A 20,965-nucleotide genomic window follows, 5' to 3' on the forward strand; every position below is an offset into this window, starting at 1 on the left:
ACTTGAGTTGCCGTTGCAGCCTTCGCAAGACACGCTCACGCTGACGAAGCCTCCCGCCCGGTCCAGCGGTGCGTCATCCGACGCCGAGCGCTGCGTCTAGCAGCAGGCTACGCTGCGCGCGAAGAGCCGCAGGCAGTCAGAGAGCCAGGACGGCGACGCCGAAGATCGGCTATCGTCTGCCACAGCGGGCCCTCCGACGATCAAACGATGTGAGAGTGCTTTTCCGGTGACGGTAATGCTCTCGCAAGCGCTGAAGAGAAAGTAACCAGAGTAGTTGTCAGAGATCAATATTGAAATTCGGCCCGACGTCAATATCCTCGGGGTGCTCAGGAATCTCAACTACAAGCCGTGGTTCGCACTCGCAGAATTTGTCGATAATGCGGTGCAAAGTTTTCTCGATCATCGGGCTACGGGCGATCTTCTCGAAGTGAGCATTCAGCTTCAAGTGGGAGGTGCGGGTCGTATAGTGATCACCGACAACGCGTTCGGTATATCAAAGGATGATTTTCCTCGTGCGTTCCGGGCCGCCGAGGTTCCGCCTGATCGAGCGGGACTTTCGGAGTTTGGAATGGGCATGAAGAGCGCGGCGACGTGGTTCGCCCAAAGGTGGTCCGTGAGAACTTCCGTCATAGGAGAACCGATTCAGCGTGTAGTCGAATTCGACATGACGGACATCACCGCTCGGCGACTTGACAGGCTGCCGGTCCAGGAACTTCCGGCTAATATGGAGGACCATTTCACGGTAGTTACCCTCGAGAATCTGAACCAGATTCCACGAGGAAGGGCTATCGAGAAGATCAAGAATCATCTCACCAGCATTTATCGCATGTTCCTTCGCGATGGGGACGTGCAGATCACGTATAACGGCGAAAGGCTCGAGTATCAGGAAGTCGAAGTGCTGCGGGCCCCGCCGTCGGTCGATCCTCGTCGCCCCTCGGTCCGCTGGATTCGGGACGTCGAACTGAAGCTAGACGAGAACCATGTCGTTGAAGGTTTCGTCGGAATTCGTGCTAAGGGCAGTACCAGAACCGCTGGGCTTGCTCTATTCCGGCGGCGCCGGCTTATTGTAGGCAGTGACGATGAAACCTATCGCCCGGAAGCTATATTCCGCGGGAGCAACTCTTTCGAGCATCAGCGCATATTCGGTGAACTCCGACTAACTGGATTTGACGTTTCGTACACAAAAGATGGCATTCAGTGGGGCGAGTATGAGGAGCCATTTCTAAGCAAACTGATTGAATGCCTGCGGGAGGGTGAAAATGACCTTCTTGCTCAAGCTAGGAATTATCGCGCGACCGAAATACAGGCTAATCAGCGCAGCGCGATCGCGAAAGGGGCGCAGTCCGCAATCACTGAACTGGCGCAACGCTTTTCTGAAACCACCGGGACGGCTGATTTGGTACAGCCTGAGGCGCCATCGATTCAGAAGGATGCACAGGAGATCTCGATCAACACCATCGCCTCGAGCGATGAAGCGATCGTGTCAGTGCTGGCGGAGATTGTGACCACGGCGAGAATCTGGCGGGTGACTATCAACGCTTCAACGGACCCGTCGATCGTCGACTGGTTGCGCGTGGAGGAGAGTGAGGAAGATGGCTGGGACGTCCAAGCTAGTCGGCCGTTGACCGTGGTCGCCTTGACCGTAGGTATGGCCCATCCCTTCTCCCTCCGATATATGGGAGCCCTCGGAGAAGCGTCTCAAACAGTACTGGCTTTCGCTGGCGCCATCGGCTCGGCATACGTGATGTCCGCGCAAGCGGGCGTCAAGGTCGGGATATTCTTGCATAATTTGAACAAGATGTTGGGTCAGCCAATAGATCTGAAGGACGTGAAATGAATAACGGTCCACAACCTGTTGCAGGATTTGGTTTGGAGAATCCGGGGAAGATGCACTGGGTTCCCGTGATCGGGTCCGCCACGACATCGTTCATTGAGCGGACTGTCGCAGATGGCTTCTCCGAAACGGCTGCGGCAAGCGTTATCGGAGAAGCTCGGGAGATTTTGGGGAATTGCGTCGACCCGCAATCCACTCCAAAGCAGACTGCGCTCCTTGCCGTCGGTCGAGTGCAGTCCGGTAAAACGCTCTCCTTCACAACGGTGACAGCACTCGCCCGGGATAACGGCTACGGGGTGGTTGTACTCCTCACCGGGACGACGGGTAATCTCAAGACGCAGTCGGAGAACCGTTTGCGTCGAGATCTTCAACTTGGCGTCTTGCAATCTCACACAACCTGGACACACCTGTCCAATCCCTCCCTAGCGAATAAAGCGGCTCTCGATCAAGCCGTCTCGGCCTGGCGTGCGCACAAGCAAGGACAAAAGGCTAAGAAGCAACCCACTCTGGTTATCACGGTTCTCAAGCATCACAAGCGCCTGAGCGCGTTAGCAGACGTGATGTCGCTGATCAGCTTGGGCGATATCCCTGTTCTTGTTATCGACGATGAGGCCGACCAGGCAACACTCAACACAAAGGCTGCGTCGAATCTAAAAAAGGGTCTGGCTGACGAGAGCGGTACCTACGCTTCGATTGCCAAATTACGAAACGCGCTTCCGTTTCACTCGTTCTTGCAGTACACCGCAACTCCTCAGGCGAATCTCCTCATGGCGATCGCCGACCGTCTCAACCCCGATTACGCGAAAGTTCTGACCACAGGCGACGCTTACACTGGTGGGGAGTTCTTTTTCACCGAGAAGACGGAGTTGCTGCGCGAGATTCCTGAAGATGAGGAGGAATTCGACGATACTGAGATACCTGAGTCACTCCAGGAAGCGGTCAGGTCTTTCTTGCTGGTATGCGCTGTCGCCGAAGCTGAGGACGCCCTCGTCAATCGCTCGATGTTGATCCAAGCTTCGCAGTACCGCGAACGTCATGAAGTCTACGCGGATTGGGTCCAAGGTCTGCTCTCGAGTTGGCGGCAACTGATCTCGGACCATGAGAGCACGACCAAAGCATTGTTCGAAGCGACCTGGCGAGATCTCGAGAAGACTTGGCAACACATCCCATCGTTCGATCAACTTTGGTCACACTTAGAGGACGTCTGCGGAGACGTGCGGCTCGTCGTTGTGAATTCCGAAGGCGAGGAGGTTGACTGGGGCGCGAAGCGGTTCTGGATTCTCGTCGGGGGGCAGAAACTTGATCGTGGATTCACAGTAGAGGGTCTCGTTACCACATACATGCCACGTCCAAAAGCCCTCACACCGGATACGCTGCAGCAGCGGGCTAGGTTCTTCGGTTACCGGCGAGGCTATGCAGCAGGGATCCGCGTGTTCCTGCAGCCGGACGTCCGCTCAGCCTACAGCGAGTACGTCAAGGACGAAGGCGTCCTGCATAGGGCGCTGCGAGAGCACAACGGACAGCCGCTGTCGGAGTGGCGGCGATCATTCCTGCTGAGCGGTGGAATGAAGCAACTCGTTCGATCGAATGTCATAGGTCGTACAACTGTGAATCTCGACTTCAAGGAGGGGTGGGTCCAGCAGCGGCGAATCCCAGATAGAACCGATCAAGTGATCGACAATCTTGGTCGCGCCGAAGCCTTCATGAGTTTCTTGCAGTCCGAAGGAGTTCTGCAGGATGTGCGGACAGTCCTTCCAGCCACGCATTTCAAGGACGTTCGAGGGAATCGACCAGTTACGTTGCTAGCTGCTGATAGGAATCCTGACGAGATTGTTCGTTATCTACTGTCCTTAGACGTGAACGGAAGCGACCAAGTTACTGTCACGGCTGTCTGTGCCTGGCTATCGTCCCTCGCCCAAAGTCAGGGTATCGACGTTGTGTTCATGGACTCGTTGATCTCCGCGGGGCAGTCAGGCCGGACCGTCACAGGTCTATCGACTAACATCTTCACTGGCCGTTCGCCTGCCAAGGTTGCAGGTGACGATATGGCGAAGTTGAATTACACCGGCGACCGCTCGGTGCACGCTAGCAACCCCACACTCCACGTGCGAGCCTTCAAGGTGACCGACACCAAGTTCGAAGGCCCTGTGGCCGACCGTCTGCCTTGGTTCGCAGTCTGGGTCCCGTCCGAGCATAGAAAGAACGTCGTCCTGGAGGTATTGCCGTGACGGTGGGGAGCGATGCTGAGAGTTTGATGAGGGATCTCAGCAGACCACCGGAAACTGCGGCCCTCGGCTCTTTCAATGGCGTCCGCTGGCCTGGGCGAAAAGATTTTTTCTTGGCCGTCGACAAGCAGAATCGATTCTGGGTTCTCATCGGGCCGACTAGGATTGACGACTACGCAACTGACGCCTTTGTCGGTGCCGCCGTTTCTGTTGGCTGCCGTCGAGATCTGAGTGTCCGTATAGGCCATTCAGAGCAGCGCGGATCTTTCATTACAGTCTCTCTTATGCACGACTCGCTGCATCTACTGCCGGAGTTTAGCTATTTGACGGAGGTCCTCGCCGAAGTCGTCCCGTCTGGATGCAAGCTGAGTGACGTGTTGGCCCTCGTTGTGCGGTTCGGCGTACTTTTCGTCGACGGAGAGGAAGCAAGCGTCGAGAGTGCCGTGGGGCTCTGGGGAGAATTGTGGGCCATTCATCGTTCTACTGATTCGCGGCGTTGGATCGAAGCCTGGCACCAATCGACCTCGGCGCTGCTTGATTTCGAATCGGAGAACTGCGCAGTCGAGGTCAAAACCACCTTGAACGAGGCGGCCCTGCATCACCTTCGTCAGCGTCAAGTCGATACACGTCTGCACGACGGGTGGCTTTTGAGCATCCGCATCTATGCTTCCGCGAGTGGCCTGAGCATAGGTGATCTATTAGACGCAATCGCCGTTCGCGTCGAGTCACATTCTCATACTGTTGTTATTGACAAAAGCGTGCGTGTGATGAAAGGCGATCTGCGAGCCTTGCGGGGTTGGAAGTTTGAACTACAGGCTGAGGGGGTCGCGGCGTTAGCAATGACCGACGTACCTTGCATACTCGGCGAGCAGTCGCCGGCGCTCCGCTCGATCGCGTTCGAAGTAGATTTGAACGAGGTGTTGGTAGCGCGACGCCGTTCGTTCGAGGAAGTAGACGAGCGCATGGTTGAATAGTAACGAACGTTGGATGATTGAAGACTCGCGCACGGAAGGTGCGAGGGTGAAGGGCTTTGCTCTACGCGCCACGAGTTCGGTGTTTCAGCACCTTGCCTTGCCGGGACCACTACCATCTTGGACGGCGGACCAAGAACTCAAGGAAATGTTTGTCGAATAAACTTGATGATTTCTTCGGCCGACTTTGCGTCTATCTGGATAGTCTGGCTCGGCTTCTCGTGCGACACCCGATTGGACGAACCAAGCGTCGTGAGCTGGACGAATCGTGTCCCCCTGGGTCCAGCGATCTCCCGCAGTTCTAACGGAGTTTCGGTGGGATGGATTCGTGACCCCGGCGGTAGTATCCGAATCTCCTTGATGCGAGCCATGAGATCCTGTTTCTGGTTGCGATGGAGTTACTGTGTGATGCTCAACGTAGCGTCGTTTGCTATTCAGGCCGCGGCGCCGCTTGTTTGCAGTGCGAGAGGTTCCGAAGGCTCCGCGTTGTACGCGCCGAGTAGACGTTCTGCAATTTTAGAGACGACACGGGCATTCACGGCGTTGCCGAGGGCCTTGTAAGCGCCCTGGCTTGCGGTTGGGAGCTTTATCGATCCTAGACTTTGTAGTTCTGCACACTCACTCGGCGTCATATATCTACGACTTCCGGTGAGGTTAGCCCCGAGAATCGGCACCTGTGTTTGTGTCATGGCCACCAAGCTCGGCGCCGTAGTGGTGCGCTTTACGCGCACGCCGGAAGCTCGGATCTGAATGACGTGATTGTCAATTTCGCGTTCTGCTCCTTGAGCATTCCACTCAAATTTCTGTAGGCTCGACGGCAGATTCCAGGGTTGCCAGTCATTCATCCATGGCGCTAACCATCCGTGGTTGTCACGGAAAAATTCGCGGTTCTGAGTGATGAACGTTTTTTTCCATGACGGGAACGCATGGTCTCCGCTGCGCCGCGCGTGACTCGGAAGATTCTTGTGCTGCTCGTCGCGTCCCATATGTGAGAGCGAGGTACCGAATGTTCCCTGGGAAGAGAAGAGGGCCTCCGGCCCGAGATTCTCCCAGAGCGCCGCAGGCGTGGTCTCGCGATACGGGTAAGTAGCCCCGAACTCCATCGACCAAATCGGAAATGATGGGATCTTGAGTGAAGCGGGCGCGCGCTTCAGGAAGTCCCCCCACATGTCGATTGCTCGAGACGTCTGTGGCGGAATATCTCGGTCGATGCTTGAGATCTTTCGCAGCACAGACCTAATGTCGGTGGATGGGTTCTCGGGCAACGGCCAGGCAAACTGATGCAGCCCGTTCAACGAACCAACGAAGTAAGCACGTTCTCGAATCTGAGGAATGCCGAATTGATGAGGGGAGAGTCGATGGATCTGAACCGAATAACCTAGGCCCTCAAGCATGTGTAGCATCGTTTTTTGTGTAGCGCCGCCTTTGTGGCGGAGGATGTTCGGCACATTCTCGAGAATGAAGTATCCAGGGCGCTTGGTCTTTAGAATGTCGTGAACGTGAAAAAAGAGCCTACCCTGCAGTGTGTGTTCGAAGCCCAGTTGGTCACCGGCTTTGGAGAACGGCTGGCACGGGAACCCGGCTGTTAAAACGTCGTGGTCAGGGACGTTATCGAGAATGACGGACTCCGAATTAAGGGTCGATACGTCACCCCAGGGCCTGACTCCAAAGTTTTCTAAATAGAGTGCGTTCAGGGACGGCTCCCATTCAGCGGCGAAGACCGCCCGGCCGCCGAGTCTCGACAACGCGACGTGGAAGCCGCCGAGCCCGGCAAACAGGTCGATGAATCTAAACCTAGGCGTTTCGCTTCCCACAGTGGTCCTCTCGCAGCACGAGCAACGATACCGTCGCGGGCCGACGAGTCTCTCGCTTCGGGGCTCGTGTCTCTCGGTCGAGCCTCTGGTCCGCGGCGAAGAGCACTCGCGCGGCGGGACTCAGTTCGAGACGGCGAAACGCCCGCCAAGTCAGGTGTCGGCGGTTCGGACGTCGTTCGGAAGCCACCCCATCTTCGGTCTCTTCTTGGTCTTGTCGTGCCCGTCGGTCCGAGCGGTCTCTACGCGTCCTCACGAGTTATGGCAGGCGCTGGCTGCCTGATGTAAGGCTTGCGGGGACACCGTCCTGGGTGTGTTCACGGTGTCGGCTCCGGCTTCTAGGCTGATGTCAAGCCGAAGGAGGAGGAGCACTGTGCGGAACACTACCGACCGGCAGGTCCTCCTCAGCCCGAGCGACCTCAGCACGTGGGCGACCTGCGAGTGGGCGTTCCTCCGCCGCCTCGACGCCAAGCTCGGTCGCGGCGGCCCCTTGCCCGAGGAGCACGACGACATGCTCGAGCGCACCGCCCGCCTGGGGGACCAGCACGAGATCGACTACCTCGACATCCTCAAGCAGACGCGCGACGTCATCGAGTTCGAGCGCCCTGCGCCAACCGACTACACCAGAGCAGCAGCCGAAGCGCGAGACGCCTTCGCGACAGGCGCTGACGTCCTCTACCAACCGACCTTCTACGAGCCGCCCACCCCCGACCGCCCGGGCTTCATCGGCTTCGCCGACTTCATCCTCCGCAACGACCGCGGTGAGTACGAGGTCTACGACACTAAGCTCGCCCGCCACGCCAAAGTCAGCGCTCTGCTCCAGCTCGCCGCCTACGCCGAGCAGATGCAGGCGCACGGCATCCCCACCGGCGCGCAGGTCCACCTCGTCCTCGGCGACCGCACCACCACCACGCACGACCTCGCCGACATCGCTCCGGTGTACCGCACGCAGCGCGCCGAGCTCGAACGGGTCATCGCCGAGCGGATGCAAGAGACCGACGAACTGCAGTGGGGCGACCCCCGCTACTCCAGCTGCGGCCGCTGCTCGATCTGCCAGACGCAGGTGCAGCAGCACCGCGACCTGGTCCTCGTCGCCGGTATGCGCCTCGACCAGCGTACGAAGCTGATCCGGCAGGGGGTGCGGACGATCGATGACCTGGCGGACCGCACCGCGGCCGTGCCAGGCATGTCGCGATCCACGCAAGAGAGGCTGGTCCGTCAGGCGCGCCTCCAGACCGAGACCGAAGCCGAGCAGCAGGCAAGCCGAGCCCAGCAGGGACCGACCAAGCCGCGCTTCGAACTCCACGACCCACGTTCCCTCGACGCGATCCCCGCACCCGACCCCGGCGACGTCTTCTTCGACTTCGAGGGCGACCCCCTCCACACCGAGGACGGCGTCCACTGGGGCCTCGACTACCTGTTCGGCCTGGTCGACGACCGCGCCGACTTCACCGCGTTCTGGGCGCACACCATCCGCGACGAGCGCCAGGCGCTGGTCGACTTCCTCGCCTTCGTCAAGGAGCGCCGCGCGCAGCACCCGGGCATGCACATCTACCACTACGCGGCGTACGAGCGGACGCACCTGCTGTCCCTCGCCGCCCGGCACGGCGTGGGGGAGGACGACGTCGACGACCTGCTCCGCGCCGGCGTCCTCGTCGACCTGTACCCGATCGTCCGCAAGGCCCTCGTCGTCGGCAGCCGCAGCTACTCGATCAAGAAGCTCGAGCCGCTGTACATGGGCGAGGACCTCCGCCTCAGCGACGTCACGAACGCCGCCGACAGCATCACCGCCTACGTCGAGGCGATCGAGGAACTCCGGGGCGGCGACCCCGCGACCGGCCAGCGCATGCTCGACCAGGTCGCCGACTACAACGCCTACGACTGCCGCTCGACGCTGCGGCTCCGCGACTGGCTGCTGTCGCTCCGGCCGCCGCAGTCCGAGCCGGCGACCGACGAGGCCGAACTCCTCCCGCCGATCCCCGTCGAGCGCGAGCCGAACCCCGTGTACACGGCCCTCGCCGCGCAGATCGCGGACGTCGACCCCCTCGACCGTGACGCCGACCAGACGGCCTTGGCGCTCGCGGCCGCCGCGATCGACTACCACCGCCGCGAGGCCAAGACCTTCTGGCAGGACCACTTCGACCGCCTCCGCAACCCCGTCGACGACTGGGCGGACACGCGAGACGTCCTGGTCGTCGAGCGCGCCTCCGTCGAGCGGGACTGGGACACGCTGCCGCGTGCCCGCTCGCAGTCACGAGAGATCCGGTTGTCGGGGACGCTCGCGCCCGGTTCGCGCATCCGGCCGGGAGGCACGCCCCACCTCGTCTACGACGACCCACTCCCGCCGTCGGTCACCGCTCCGGCGCCGGGTTCGAAGGGCGCGTCGGCTCGCGCGGTCGTGCTGGAAGCGGCCGACAACGGCGACGCGTTCGAGGTCCTGGTGAAGGAGAGCCTGCCGGTCGGTGGCGGCGAGCCCCACCACGACTTCCCGGTCGCCCTCGCACCGGCCGCCCCGCCACGGGCGAAGCCGCAGCCCGAGGCGATCGCGGAGTGGGGCCAGGAGGTCCTCGACGCCCTGCCGGAGATGCTGCCGGATCCCGCGCTCGACCTGCTGCGCCGGGTCCCGCCGCGTGGCGCACTGGCCCCGGTCGCCGGAGATGACACCGTCTCCGCGGTCGTCACCACGCTGCTCGGGCTCGACCGGTCGTACCTGGCGATCCAGGGACCTCCCGGCACGGGCAAGACGTACGTCGGGTCGAACGTGGTCGCTCGGCTCGTCCGGGAGCACGGCTGGCGCGTCGGGGTCGTCGGGCAGTCGCATGCGACGAGCGAGAACTTCCTGTCGTCAATGGTCCGCGCGGGGGTACCCGCCGACCGCGTGGTGAAGGTGCCGAAGTCCGGCGCGACCGAGGACGAGCTCGAGGCCGCGGCGTGGACCCCGGTGAAGAACAACGCCGCGGTCTCGGCCTTCCTGTCGTCATGCGCCGAGACCGGCACTGGGGGAGTCGTCGGCGGCACCGCGTGGACGTTCGCGAACGAGGGCACGATCCCACGGCGCTCCCTCGACCTGCTCGTGGTCGACGAAGCCGGGCAGTTCTCGCTCGCCCCGACGATCGCGTCCTCGATCGCCGCGCAGCGCCTGCTGTTGCTCGGCGACCCGCAGCAGCTGCCGCAGGTGTCGCAGGGGTCGCACCCCGAGCCGGTCGACCAGTCAGCGCTCGGGTGGCTCGCGGACGGTGAGCACGTGCTCCCGCCGGAGTTCGGCTACTTCCTCGCACACACCCGCCGCATGGAGCCCGCGCTGACGGCATCGGTCTCGGGGCTGTCGTACGACGGGCAGCTGACGTCGATCGTCAGCGGTCGGCACCTCGACGACCTCGAGCCGGGCGTCCACCCGGTGCCGGTCGTGCACAGCGGGAACACGACGTCCTCGGCGGAAGAGGCCGAGCGGGTCGTCGAGCTCGCGCGGGACCTGATCGGACGCCGGTGGGTCGACGGCGAGGTGTCGCGGTCGTTGACGGACGAGGACGTCATCGTCGTCGCGCCGTACAACGCGCAAGGGGCGCTCATCCGCGAGGCCCTCGATCGCGCAGGCCTCCGCGGGACGCAGGTCGGCACGGTCGACATGTTCCAGGGGCGCGAGGCCGTGGTGTCGATCACGTCACTCGCGGCATCGAGTGCGGCGGACATCCCGCGCGGGCTCGACTTCTTGCTCATGCCGAACCGGTTGAACGTGGCGCTGTCACGGGCACAGTGGGCGGCGTACCTCGTCTACTCGCCGGCGCTCACCACAGGACTGCCCCCGTCGATCAGCGGGCTGTCGCTGCTCTCCCGCTTCATCGAGCTGGTCGAGCCGCCCCGCTGAGGCGGTGGCAGCCCCCGAAGCGGAGAGTACTTGTCCGTGAGCGGAACTCATAGGATCTGGTCGTGATCGACTTCAGCAACGGTGCTCTCTTCAAGCTCGCGCAGTGCGACCCTGCGGAGATTGCGCCCCAGGTCCAGCAGCTCCTCCTCGACAACGAGCAGATCCTCGTCGCAGCGAAGACCATCCGTGACTTCGTCGTCTTCACGGACAAGCGCATCATCGCCGTGAACGTGCAGGGCATGACCGGGAAGAAGCGCGACTTCACATCGCTGCCGTACAGCAAGGTGCAGTCCTTCTCCGTCGAGACTGCTGGCACCTTCGACCTGGACGCCGAGCTGGACCTGTGGTTCAGCGGACTCGGAAAGGTGCGGTTCGAGTTCAAGGGCCGCTTCGACATCACCTACCTCGGCAAGCTCATCGCCCACCACGTGCTGTAAGCATTCGGGTTTGGCGAGGGAGACGAGGTAGCGGTGACGTTCTGGTGGGCCTCGCAGGGCAAGAACTACCGAGTGGCGATACCGCAGGGGACACTCTGGTCCTGCCCGATCGTCCGAGCTGATGGGCGGGAAGTACTCAGAAGCGATCGTCTCCCCTTGCAAGCGATGCAGCGGGACGACGTGGTGTTCCACTACGGAAGGCAGTACCTGCGCGCCATCAGCCGCGTGACGGCGCCGTGGGTGGCTGCGCCGCGACCACCGGGATACCCGAAGATTCGGTCCGGTGATCTTGATGAGGGTTGGCTGGTACGGGTCGAGCCGGTCGTGACCGAGCTGTCCATCGGTTTCGATGAGCTGCGCGACGTGGTCGGGAGCGGTCCTGGCCGACCCTTCGGCAAGGATGGGCGCCCGGCTCAGAAGTACTTGTCGACCATCACTGAAGCCGAAGCGGCGACCCTGCTCGACAGGATCGGTGCCGCAGCGCCCGGTCTCGTTGAGTCAGCGGACCTCATGTCGCTCCCGCTCCAGACAGACATGCCAATCCGCGGTACCGCCCGTGTTGAGCAGGCCGAGCTGCGGCGACACCTACTCCGCTCGAGAAGCGAAGCGCCGTGCGCGGTTTGCCGACGTGTGCTCCCCGCGTCCCTTCTGGTCGCCGCTCACGTCCTGCCCCGGACCCTGCTGACGGATTCGGAACGCATGGACTTTGAGCACGTCGCGGTTCTGATGTGCGTTCTTGGTTGTGATGCTTTGTACGAGCGGGGCTACCTCACAGTCAGGGACAAGCAGGTGAAGATCGGCCGTCCTGCCGACACGCCAGCAGTTGCCGACTCTGTTGGCGCATTGGTCGGCTCCAGCGTGGAACCCGTCTCGTTCCAGCAGGAGAGCCTCTTCGCCGAGCACGCTTCGCTTCATCTCGGCGGTCCAAGCCGTCGCACCTTCAAGCGATGAGCGTATTGGTGGTCAGCACGCGGCCGAGCTCCTGAGGATCGCAGGCGGTCAGCCGGCCTGGACCGTGCCGACCGCCGAGCTGTAGCTGGCCGTCGCGCCGAACCGCGCCCCGATGATCGTGACCGACCATGCGCTCCGATCCGGAGCAACCGAGTACAGGACTCGAGCGCCCGCCGGGATCGGTGCCAGACCGGTCCCGTCGAGCAACGCGATCCGCGCCGGAGCGCTCGCCGTCGTGAGCTCGGTCGGGTAGGTCCCGGCTTCGAACCGGCCCTCCAGGGCGTACGCCAGCGTCCCGGCACCCATGGCGACCGCCGAACGTTCGGCCTCGAAGCTCGTCGGCTCGGGGACCGCGGGCGCCTGCGGTGCAGGCGCCTCGGCCGGGGCCGGAGCAGCTCCCTGCTGCGTGCTGTCGTCCGCGGCTGCGGACTCCGGCACGGCCTCTGCCGGCGTCTGGTCCTCGGTCGCGGGATCGGCAGGTGCCGGCTCGGGCGAGGACTCTGCCACCGGGAATCCGGCGTCGAACACCTGCCCCTCATGCGGGCCCGGAAGCGAGAGTGCAGGCCACTGCACCCCCACGGTGGACAGCCCGAACGCGAGGACCGCGTACGCCATCAGGGCCGTTCCGACGGTGCCGAGCATGACCGCACCGCGGCCGAACGCCCGCGCGACGTTGCCGAAGCGGCTCCGGTCGGTCACGAGACGGCGTCCGATGACGATCGCCGTGACACCGATCGTCGACGCGATGAAGCCGCTCTGGACGCCGGCCTGCTGCGGTTCGGCCAGTGCCATGACGAGGCTTCCGAGCCCGAGGAACATCGCCAGGGTCGCCCATGCCCACGGCCGGGTGGCTCGCCGGGCGCCTCGGGGTGGTTCCGCGCTCAAGAATGCGGACCGAGGCCGTCGCGGCGGCGGCCCGGACGGTGCGTCGGCGAAGTACCCCGGAGGGGACCAGTCGCGTGGTCCTGGACCGCCCAGTGGCATCGTCGTCCCCTCGTTCTCCGTTCAACGACGGTCCGAGTCTGGCCTCCGGGCTCGAATTGAGCGATCCCCAGAACTGGGTGGGTGCCGGGTTCGACACGGGGCGTGTCGAGGGGTCTGGAGTCCGCGGCAGTCGAGTCCGGAAGCGGACCGCCGGACCGCATCGTCGGCAGCGAACTGCGCCGTGACGATCCTGGTTCGCGATCGTCGGGGGTCGCGGAGCGGGATCGTCGGCCGCGGATCGAGGTCAGGAGTTCGGCAATGGTCGCGGGCTGCGGGTCAGCTCGGCGGGGAGCGGCTAGCCCTGAGCGGGGTCCCCGTCCTCGGTGTCGTCGCCGGAGATCTCGCCGCGCATCTGCGCCCGGATCCCCGCCAGCACATCGGCCTGCAGGAAGTTCGCCGTCTCCGCACTGGTCGGGTCGACCACGATGCCGAACTCCTCCGGCACGGCGGTCACGAGCTCGGCCATCCGGACCGGGCGGGCCTCGGTGCCCGGCACGCTCGCGGTCAGGTCGGCCGGGTCGGTGAAGACCGGCACGAAGGGCAGCTCGCGGATCATCACGTGCGCGATGCTCCCGCCCTCGGGGTCGTCCGCCGACTTCCACGGCACCCAGGCGGCGCTGCCGAGGAAGCCCTCGGCCGACGACGCCATCTTCTGCCGCAGCTGGGCGGCCGCGGTGGACGCGGCGTCGGGAGTGCCGGGGCCGAAGGCCGAACCGGACGTCTCGTTGGTGCTCATCGCGTCTCCTCCACGTGGTGTCCGGCCATGCTCCCACGCACAGCCCTCCCGACCGAATGCGCACTGCGGCCACCGGTGTCGGCACTCGCGTCTACAGTCCGAGCAAGTGTCCACGACCGCGTCAGGAGCACCGTGCCACCACTGCAGTTGACCCGACGGTCGCTCCTCGCGGGCGCCCTCGGGCTCGGCGCGGCCACCGCCCTGAGCGGGTGCGTCGCGAACAACGGCCCGCAGCCGACCTCGGCGGCGCCGGGCTCGAAGGCCGACATCGGCGAGGTCGAGGGCACGCTCCGCTTCGCCTTCTGGGGCGGCAGCGACGGCGAGAACAGCGGCTTCGCCCGCGCCAAGACCGGCTTCGAGCAACGGCACCCGAAAGCGACGATCGAACTGCAGACCCTGCCGTACGACGGGTTCTTCTCGGGCATCGACCGGGGCATCCTGTCGCGCACGGCCCCGGACGTGTTCCGGGTCGACTACACGAGCATCGGGAAGTACACCTCGCACGGGGTGCTGCTCGACATGACGCCGTACCTCAGCGCGTCCGAGGCGAAGGGGTTCCTACCGGCGCTGTACGACGCGGTTCGCTTCGAGGGGCGCACCTACGGCGTGCCGCACCAAACTGACACCTCGGCGATCGCGTTCAGCCGGAAGGCCCTCGACGAGGCGGGCATCGGTGCGGTGCCCGACCGACTCGACGACGCGTGGACGTGGGAGGAGTTCACCGACGTCAGCACGAAGCTCCGCAAGACCCTGCCCGACGACAAGTACCCGTTCGCCTACGACTGGACGGCCGCGGGCGCGTACCGCTGGGCGAGCTTCCTGTACCAGGCGGGCGGGTCACTGCTGACGGAGGACCTGCGGCACTCGGCGGTCGACGGGGACCCGGCGCGCAAGGCGATGGCGTTCACGCAGCGGTTCTTCGACGAGCGGTGGGTGCCGGCGAACAACACGATCAAGACGACGGTCTACTCGGACAACTTCTTCCTCAACCAGACCGTGGCGATGACGTTCATCGGGGACTTCCTCGTGCCCGAGCTCGCGGACGGGGCGAACGGGTACCAGGGTGGTGAGTGGGCGACGACGTACATGCCGCGGGACCGGGCGGCGGCGTCCGACCTCGGCGGCAACGCCATCGTGGCGACCCGGGACACCGAGAACCCCGAGCTCGCGGCCGCGTTCCTGAAGTTCCTGGTCGAGGAGGACCAGATGCGCGACTTCTGCCAGCTCGCGAACGAGCTCCCGACGCTGCAGACCCTGGCCGACCAGACGCTCGACTACGCGGTCCGCCCGGACGTGATGGGCGTCTTCACGCAGCAGGCCACGACGATCACCGAGACGGCCGTGCGCGAGACCGTCGTGCCGGGCTTCGCGTCGATCAACACGGCGCTGCAGGACCAGCTCGAGCTCGCCTTCCACGGGCGGGGCACCGAGCAGGCGGTCCGAGCGATCGACGCCGCGGTCGACCAGGCGGTGTCCGCGTGACGGGCGCGACCGAGCGCATCGGCGGCGCCACGGCGGGTGGAGCCGTGCGGCGCGGACCGCGGCGGTCTGCCGGGGTCTTCCGTGCCTCCAGTACGGCGGCCGCGTCCGCGTTCCTGTTGCCGAACGTCGTGCTGATCGTGGTGTTCACGCTGCTGCCGCTCGTGTACGCGCTGGTGATCAGCTTCCAGGACCTCGACTCGCTGGGCGGGACCAGCTGGGCCGGGCTCGGGAACTACGCGAAGCTCGTGACGGACCCGGTGTTCTGGCAGTCGGTGTGGAACACCGGCGTCTTCACGCTGTTCACGGTGCCGGTCGGCATGGCGATCGGGCTCGGGATCGCGGTGCTGCTCAACGGCGTGCTGCCCGGGCGTGCGGTGTTCCGGACGATCATCTTCCTGCCGCTCGTCGTGTCGGGCGTCGCGACGGGCGTGCTCGGCGCGTGGATGTTCGACCAGAACAACGGCTTCATCGACAAGTTCCTCGCGACGTTCGGGCTGCCGCAGGTCGACTGGCAGTCGAGCGGTGGGTGGGCGATGACGGCGGTCATCCTCATGACGCTCTGGCAGCGCATCGGCTTCGACATGCTCATCTACCTGGCGGGGCTGCAGGGCGTCGACCCGGCGGTGCAGGAGGCCGCCTCGACGGACGGCGCGACCGGTTGGCAGCGCTTCCGGCTCATCACGTTCCCGCTGCTCGGCCCCTCGACGTTCTTCCTGCTCGTGATGAACCTCATCTACTCGTTCCAGGTGTTCGACACCGTCTGGGCGATGACCCGAGGTGGCCCCGGGTACGGCACGACGACGGTGGTGTCCTACGCCTACCGGGTGGCGTTCGACGAGCACGGCCCGCAGCTGCTCGGCTACGGCGCCGCGGTCGGCATCGTGATCTACCTCGTGACGCTCCTCATCACGGGGCTGCAGTGGCGCTTCAACGCCGGACGGGACCAGACGGACTGATGACCTCATCGACGTGGGACACCGGTGCTGCGGCCTCGGATCGGTCCGCCGCCGCCGCGAGCACCGTCGCGGCCCGGTCGCCGCGGAAGCGCCGCGGGAAGCTGCTCTGGCTGCGCCTGACGGTCGCGGTCGTCGTCACGGTTGTCATGGCGTTCCCGCTGTACTGGATGATCCTCACGGCGTTCTCGACCCGGGCCGACCTGTACGCGCCGGGGCTGCAGCTCTGGCCGCAGCACCCCACGATCCAGAACTTCGTCCGCCCCTTCCATGAGTTCCCGGTCTGGCGCTGGTTCGCGAACTCGCTGCTCGTGGCGGTCGTCGTCACGGCGATCACGGTGTTCTGCAACCTGCTCGCCGGGTACGCGTTCGCGAAGCTCCGGTTCCGCGGGCGGAACGCGCTGTTCCTCGTGCTGCTGTCGACGCTGATGATCCCGCCGCAGGCGATCATCGTGCCGCAGTTCTTCATCTCGATCGGTCTGCACCTGTACGGCGGGCTCTGGGCGGTGATCCTGCCCGAGGCGGCGGCGATCTTCGGGGTGTTCCTGGCGCGGCAGTTCTTCCTGGCGGTGCCCGACGAGCTCATCGAGGCCGCGCAGCTCGACGGCGCCGGGCGCTTCCGCACGTTCGTGTCCGTCGTGCTGCCGCTGTGCCGGCCGCTCCTCGCCGTGCTCGTGCTCCTGACGTTCATGGGGGAGTGGAACGCGTTCGGGTGGCCGCTCGTGGCGCTGTCCGGCAACCAGGACCTGTTCACGGTGCCGATCGGTATCGTCGGGACCCTGCAGGGGCAGTACACGTCGGACTACGGCGCGATCATGGCCGTCGACCTGCTCATGATCCTGCCGATCGTCGCCCTGTTCCTCGCGTTCCAGCGCTACTTCGTCGAGGGCCTGTCGCGGAGCGGCCTGCGGTGACCCCGGAGGGTCGCCCCACCGCCGAGGACGCCCGCCGCTGGGTCACCGAGGACTTCGGCGTGCGGGTCGCGTCCGTCGACGAGGTGCCCGGCGGCACCGACACCTCGGCCGCGGTCTGGCGGGTCGTCGACACCTCAGGAACGGCGTGGGCCGCCAAGTGGACCACGCGACCGAGCCGCACCGGGACGCGCCTGGTCACCTCGATGGCGGACGCCGGCGTCGCGGGCACACCCGCGGTGCTCGCGACGACCGACGGTCGTCGCCGCAGCCGCCGCGCTGGCGGGAAGCTCGCGCTGACGCGGTGGTCGGACGGCACGGACGCCGCCACCGTCGGACTCGGTCTGGAGGCATGGGTCACCTACGGCGCGCTGCTCGCGGACGTGCACGCCCACGCCTTCCCCCTGCCACCCCGCCGCCAGGGCGCGCGGCGGGGCATCCGGCGGCGGCGCCGCCGGTTCCGCGCGGAGATCCGCACGCTCGACGACGCGGCGGTCGCCGGGACCGACCCGGTGCTCGACCTCTGGCGCGGATCCCGTCCGCGCATCGACCTGCTGCTGCGCGGGACCGTGCTCGAGCCTGCTGCTCCCGCGGAGCCGGTGCCGGTGCCGTGCCACGGTGACCCGCACCTCGGCAACGTGCTGATCGAGCCCGACGGGTCGCTGCGCCTGGTCGACTGGGACGAGGCGGTCGTCGGACCTCGCGAGATTGACCTGCACATGGTCGAGTTCAGCGTGCTGTTCGAGCCGACGACGGCAGCGCAGCTCGAGGCGTTCCGCGAGGGCTACGGGCCGGTGGACGTGGACGAGCACCGGATGGTCCGGTACGCGTGCGTCCGGGCGCTCGAGGACCTGACGTCGACGATGACCGCGGCGCTCGCGAGCACCGGCGCCGAGCGGGACGAGGTGCTGCGGGTGTTCACGGGCATCCTGGCACCGACCGGTTCGGCCTCGCTCGTCGAGGGACGGCTGCTGCGGGCGCTCGCCGAGACAGCGGCCTGACCGTTCCGGTCCACGATCGTCCGAGCTGGCCGACCGGAACGGTCACCGGCGCGGCGGAGGTGGGGCGTGCCTCCCGGCCGGCGGTGGCGCACTCCCGGAGGTGCGCCGCGCGCCGGACCGGTCCCGCTCAGTACTTGGCGGACTGTCCGCCGTCGATCGGGACGACGGCGGCGTTGACGTAGCTGGCATCGTCCGAGAGCAGGAAGGCGACGACCGCCGCGATCTCGGGCGCCTCGCCGTAGCGCTTCGTGGGGTTCACCTGGATGAACTCCTCGGCGGCCGCGCGCGGGTCGGTGGGGTTGATCTGCTTCATCGAGTTCTCGACCATCGGCGTCCAGATCGCTCCGGGCGCGATGGCGTTGATGCTGATGCCGTACTGCCCGTACTCGACGGCGGAGTTGCGGGTCAGGCCGACGACGCCGTGCTTCGCGGCGGCGTACCCGGACTGGTTGCCGACGCCGCGGATGCCGCCGACGCTGGCGGTGTTGACGACCTTGCCGGAGCCCTGCTCGCGCATCACGGCGAGGACCTTCTCGAGTCCGAGGAACACACCGCGCAGGTTGATCGACACGACCTTGTCGAACTCGGCGGCGGTGAAGTCCTCGGTCAGGTTCTGCTTGCCCTCGATGCCGGCGTTGTTGAAGAAGCCGTCGATGCGGCCGAAGCGCTCGGTCGTCGCGGTCACGTAGGCGTCGACCTGGGCCTCGTCGGCGACGTCGGCGACGGTGGTGAGCACCTGGGCGTCCGACGCGGCCTCGAGGACGGCTGCCTTCGTGGCCTCGAGTCCCTCGGCGGAGACGTCGACGAGCGAGAGGGACGCGCCCTCGGTGGCCAGGCGGACGGCGGTGGCTCGGCCGAGCCCGGAGCCCCCGCCGGTGATGAGGACGACGCGGTCGGTGAAACGGGTGGTGGGCATGCGGGTGGCCTCCTGCGGTCTTCGACGGTGAAGGGCTCGGGTCCGGCGGGCCGACGAGTCCGTCGACGCTGACGCATCGACGGGACTTACGCTACACCTGTCGTTCAGCGGGCAGGCTCGGGACGCTCAGCAGCGGTCGAGTACCCGGGCCATCGCGTCACGCTCGGCTGGCGCGACCCACAGCCGGTAGGTCGTCTTCACCGCGACCTGGTGCTCGACGTAGGTGCAGCGGAACCCCGTCTCCGCGGGCAGCCAGGTCGCCGCGTCACCCGAGCGCTTCTGCGCGTTCGAGTGCCCGTCGACGGCGAACAGGTTGGTGGGGTCGTTCGCGAGTGCCTCGCGCTCGGTCTGCGTCAGCTGCTGCGCGCCGGTGCGCCAGGCGTTCTCGAGGGCGACGACGTGGTCGATCTGCACGAGGGTCGAGGTCCGGTTGCCCCGGACGAAGTCGATGCGCTCGCCGGTGTAGGGCGACACGAGTGTGCCGCGAAGGACCTTGCAGGGCCCCTGCCGCTCGATGGCGGTCAGGTCGCGGGCGAGCACGTCGTTCCGGGTGTCGCAGCCGTTGTGGTCGACGTCGAGCCAGCCGGTGCCGAAGCGGGCCTCGCGGTCGTAGCCGGTCGCTGGGGCCTTGCCCTTGACGGGCAGGGCGGCGAGCTGTCGACGCGCGGCTGCGGCTGCTCGTTCGTCTCCACCGGCTGGCCGGGAGGCACTGCTCGCCCCCGCCCCGCCGCCAGCGCTGGTGGTCGGGGCAGCGCTGGGCGTCGGGGCCGCGCTGGTCGTCGGGTCGGCGCTGATCGTCGGCGCGACCGTCGAGGTCGTCGTCACGTCCGGCACGGCGTCGGCGTCGGCGTCGGTCACGCCCGTCACGTGCAGCAGGTAGGCGGCCAGGGCCGCCACGGCGAGCACCCCGAGCGACGCCAGGGTCGAGCGGCCAGTGCGACGTCGGGACGTGGTTCGGGTCGTCGAGGTGGAGCGCGGGCGGCGTCGGCGGGACGTCATGGCGTGGAGCCTCCGGTGGAGCGGGTGGTGCGGGCCCGGGCGGACCGCCCCCGATCTTGCCGTGAGGCACCGATGGAACGCGGCGTAGACACGGTGCATGACCGATCACGCGAACCCCTCCGTGCCCGTCACCGGTGGGTCGATGCCGCTCCTCGGCTTCGGCACCTGGCAGATCCCCGACGCCGACGCACCCGCCGCCGTCGGCGCCGCGCTCGAGGCCGGGTACCGGCACATCGACACCGCGACGGGCTACTCCAACCAGCGGGGCGTCGGTCGCGCGCTCGCCGACTCGGGCCTCGCGCGCGACGACGTGTTCGTCACGACGAAGCTCCCGCCGGACAACGCCGACCGGGTCCGCCAGACCATCGAGGAGAGCCTCGACCAGCTCGGGCTCGACCACCTGGACCTGTGGCTCGTGCACTGGCCGCCGGACGGCGAGGCCCGACCCGATGTGTGGGAGCAGGTCGTGCAGGCGCAGGCCGACGGGCTGACCCGAGCAGTCGGTGTGAGCAACTACTCGCTCGCGCAGATCGACGAACTGACCGACGCGACCGGGACGACCCCGGCCGTCAACCAGATCCGCTGGAGCCCGGCCGAGTACGACGCCGAGGTCGCCGCGGGGCTGCAGCAGCGCGGGGTGGTGCTCGAGGGCTACAGCCCGTTCAAGGCGAGCAACCTGCAGGACCCGACGCTCGTCGAGATCGCGCAGGCGCACGACGCTGACAGCGCGCAGGTCATCGTCGCGTGGCACGTGGCGCACGGGTTCGTCGTGATCCCCAAGTCGTCGAACCCGGAGCGCATCCGGTCGAACGCTGCCGGCGCGCACATCGAGCTCTCGGCCGACGAGGTCTCGCGGATCGACCAGCTCGGTCGCTGACACCGCCGACGA

At 65.8% G+C, this 20,965-nt stretch carries 16 protein-coding genes; 11 read left to right on the forward strand and 5 right to left on the reverse strand.

The window, feature by feature from the left end; genetic code table 11:
- Positions 1 to 274 precede the first annotated feature (274 nt).
- The 3 genes from QUG93_RS06895 to QUG93_RS06905 all read left to right on the forward strand — a co-directional run bounded on the left by QUG93_RS06895 (position 275) and on the right by QUG93_RS06905 (position 5,033).
- Entirely contained in the window at positions 275 to 1,837 is a 1,563-nt protein-coding gene (locus QUG93_RS06895; protein WP_289473187.1) for an ATP-binding protein, read from the forward strand.
- Positions 1,834 to 4,062 carry a Z1 domain-containing protein gene (locus QUG93_RS06900; protein WP_289473188.1) on the forward strand — a complete coding sequence of 743 codons (2,229 nt, stop codon included), beginning with the start codon at positions 1,834 to 1,836 and terminating at the stop codon, positions 4,060 to 4,062. The genes QUG93_RS06895 and QUG93_RS06900 overlap by 4 nt, the downstream gene beginning before the upstream one ends.
- Positions 4,063 to 4,343: 281 nt before the next feature.
- Positions 4,344 to 5,033 carry a PD-(D/E)XK motif protein gene (locus QUG93_RS06905; RefSeq protein WP_434533088.1) on the forward strand — a complete coding sequence of 230 codons (690 nt, stop codon included), beginning with the start codon at positions 4,344 to 4,346 and terminating at the stop codon, positions 5,031 to 5,033.
- 431 nt (positions 5,034 to 5,464) lie between these two features.
- Here QUG93_RS06905 and QUG93_RS06910 read toward each other — a convergent pair whose 3' ends face one another.
- Entirely contained in the window at positions 5,465 to 6,844 is a 1,380-nt protein-coding gene (locus QUG93_RS06910; RefSeq protein ID WP_289473189.1) for a DNA cytosine methyltransferase, read from the reverse strand.
- A gap of 370 nt (positions 6,845 to 7,214) precedes the next feature.
- On the opposite strand from QUG93_RS06910, the gene QUG93_RS06915 reads away from it, so the two are divergent.
- The 3 genes from QUG93_RS06915 (at position 7,215) to QUG93_RS06925 (ending at position 12,094) form a co-directional block, all read left to right on the forward strand.
- Positions 7,215 to 10,706, forward strand: a complete 3,492-nt coding sequence (locus QUG93_RS06915) for a TM0106 family RecB-like putative nuclease (RefSeq protein WP_289473190.1) — start codon at positions 7,215 to 7,217, stop codon at positions 10,704 to 10,706.
- 62 nt (positions 10,707 to 10,768) lie between these two features.
- Positions 10,769 to 11,143, forward strand: coding sequence for a PH domain-containing protein (locus QUG93_RS06920; protein WP_289473191.1), 375 nt, complete (start codon positions 10,769 to 10,771; stop codon positions 11,141 to 11,143).
- Between the two features lie 156 nt (positions 11,144 to 11,299).
- On the forward strand, positions 11,300 to 12,094 hold the full coding sequence (locus tag QUG93_RS06925; RefSeq protein WP_289473192.1) for a hypothetical protein: 795 nt from the start codon (positions 11,300 to 11,302) through the stop codon (positions 12,092 to 12,094).
- A gap of 48 nt (positions 12,095 to 12,142) precedes the next feature.
- On the opposite strand, the gene QUG93_RS06930 is transcribed toward QUG93_RS06925, so the two are convergent.
- Positions 12,143 to 12,886 carry a hypothetical protein gene (locus QUG93_RS06930; RefSeq protein ID WP_289473193.1) on the reverse strand — a complete coding sequence of 248 codons (744 nt, stop codon included), beginning with the start codon at positions 12,884 to 12,886 and terminating at the stop codon, positions 12,143 to 12,145.
- 487 nt (positions 12,887 to 13,373) lie between these two features.
- Positions 13,374 to 13,814 carry an SseB family protein gene (locus QUG93_RS06935; RefSeq protein WP_289473194.1) on the reverse strand — a complete coding sequence of 147 codons (441 nt, stop codon included), beginning with the start codon at positions 13,812 to 13,814 and terminating at the stop codon, positions 13,374 to 13,376.
- 132 nt (positions 13,815 to 13,946) lie between these two features.
- Here QUG93_RS06935 and QUG93_RS06940 point away from each other — a divergent pair, with 132 nt between their 5' ends.
- The 4 genes from QUG93_RS06940 to QUG93_RS06955 are packed head-to-tail and all read left to right on the forward strand — an operon-like array spanning position 13,947 to position 18,161.
- Positions 13,947 to 15,296 (forward strand): ABC transporter substrate-binding protein, encoded by a 1,350-nt coding sequence (locus tag QUG93_RS06940; RefSeq protein ID WP_289473195.1) that lies wholly within the window; start codon positions 13,947 to 13,949, stop codon positions 15,294 to 15,296.
- Positions 15,293 to 16,252 (forward strand): carbohydrate ABC transporter permease, encoded by a 960-nt coding sequence (locus QUG93_RS06945; protein WP_289473196.1) that lies wholly within the window; start codon positions 15,293 to 15,295, stop codon positions 16,250 to 16,252. The genes QUG93_RS06940 and QUG93_RS06945 overlap by 4 nt, the downstream gene beginning before the upstream one ends.
- Complete coding sequence (locus QUG93_RS06950) at positions 16,252 to 17,163, forward strand: carbohydrate ABC transporter permease (RefSeq protein WP_289473197.1); 912 nt, start codon at positions 16,252 to 16,254, stop codon at positions 17,161 to 17,163. The genes QUG93_RS06945 and QUG93_RS06950 overlap by 1 nt, the downstream gene beginning before the upstream one ends.
- On the forward strand, positions 17,160 to 18,161 hold the full coding sequence (locus QUG93_RS06955) for an aminoglycoside phosphotransferase family protein (RefSeq protein ID WP_289473198.1): 1,002 nt from the start codon (positions 17,160 to 17,162) through the stop codon (positions 18,159 to 18,161). The genes QUG93_RS06950 and QUG93_RS06955 overlap by 4 nt, the downstream gene beginning before the upstream one ends.
- 127 nt (positions 18,162 to 18,288) lie before the next feature.
- Here the strand turns inward: QUG93_RS06955 and QUG93_RS06960 are convergent, their stop codons facing one another.
- Complete coding sequence (locus tag QUG93_RS06960; RefSeq protein ID WP_289473199.1) at positions 18,289 to 19,077, reverse strand: SDR family oxidoreductase; 789 nt, start codon at positions 19,075 to 19,077, stop codon at positions 18,289 to 18,291.
- 126 nt (positions 19,078 to 19,203) lie between these two features.
- Positions 19,204 to 20,076, reverse strand: coding sequence for an HNH endonuclease family protein (locus QUG93_RS06965; RefSeq protein WP_289473200.1), 873 nt, complete (start codon positions 20,074 to 20,076; stop codon positions 19,204 to 19,206).
- A gap of 97 nt (positions 20,077 to 20,173) precedes the next feature.
- On the opposite strand from QUG93_RS06965, the gene QUG93_RS06970 reads away from it, so the two are divergent.
- The gene (locus QUG93_RS06970; RefSeq protein ID WP_289473201.1) at positions 20,174 to 20,953 is read left to right on the forward strand and encodes an aldo/keto reductase; all 780 of its coding nucleotides are present in this window, start codon (positions 20,174 to 20,176) and stop codon (positions 20,951 to 20,953) included.
- Positions 20,954 to 20,965 lie beyond the last annotated feature (12 nt).

Origin of the sequence: Curtobacterium caseinilyticum (assembly GCF_030363035.1) — a bacterium.
GTDB lineage: Bacteria > Actinomycetota > Actinomycetes > Actinomycetales > Microbacteriaceae > Curtobacterium > Curtobacterium caseinilyticum.

What these genes read in the sequence shown, in the direction of transcription:
- QUG93_RS06900 (WP_289473188.1), top strand. Translation starts at nt 1,834, where the DNA reads ATGAATAACGGTCCACAACCTGTTGCAGGATTTGGTTTGGAGAATCCG.
- QUG93_RS06905 (WP_434533088.1), top strand. Translation starts at nt 4,344, where the DNA reads ATGCACGACTCGCTGCATCTACTGCCGGAGTTTAGCTATTTGACGGAG.
- QUG93_RS06930 (WP_289473193.1), bottom strand. Translation starts at nt 12,886, where the DNA reads ATGGCACTGGCCGAACCGCAGCAGGCCGGCGTCCAGAGCGGCTTCATC.
- QUG93_RS06935 (WP_289473194.1), bottom strand. Translation starts at nt 13,814, where the DNA reads ATGAGCACCAACGAGACGTCCGGTTCGGCCTTCGGCCCCGGCACTCCC.
- QUG93_RS06950 (WP_289473197.1), top strand. Translation starts at nt 16,252, where the DNA reads ATGACCTCATCGACGTGGGACACCGGTGCTGCGGCCTCGGATCGGTCC.
- QUG93_RS06960 (WP_289473199.1), bottom strand. Translation starts at nt 19,077, where the DNA reads ATGCCCACCACCCGTTTCACCGACCGCGTCGTCCTCATCACCGGCGGG.
- QUG93_RS06965 (WP_289473200.1), bottom strand. Translation starts at nt 20,076, where the DNA reads ATGACGTCCCGCCGACGCCGCCCGCGCTCCACCTCGACGACCCGAACC.
- QUG93_RS06970 (WP_289473201.1), top strand. Translation starts at nt 20,174, where the DNA reads ATGACCGATCACGCGAACCCCTCCGTGCCCGTCACCGGTGGGTCGATG.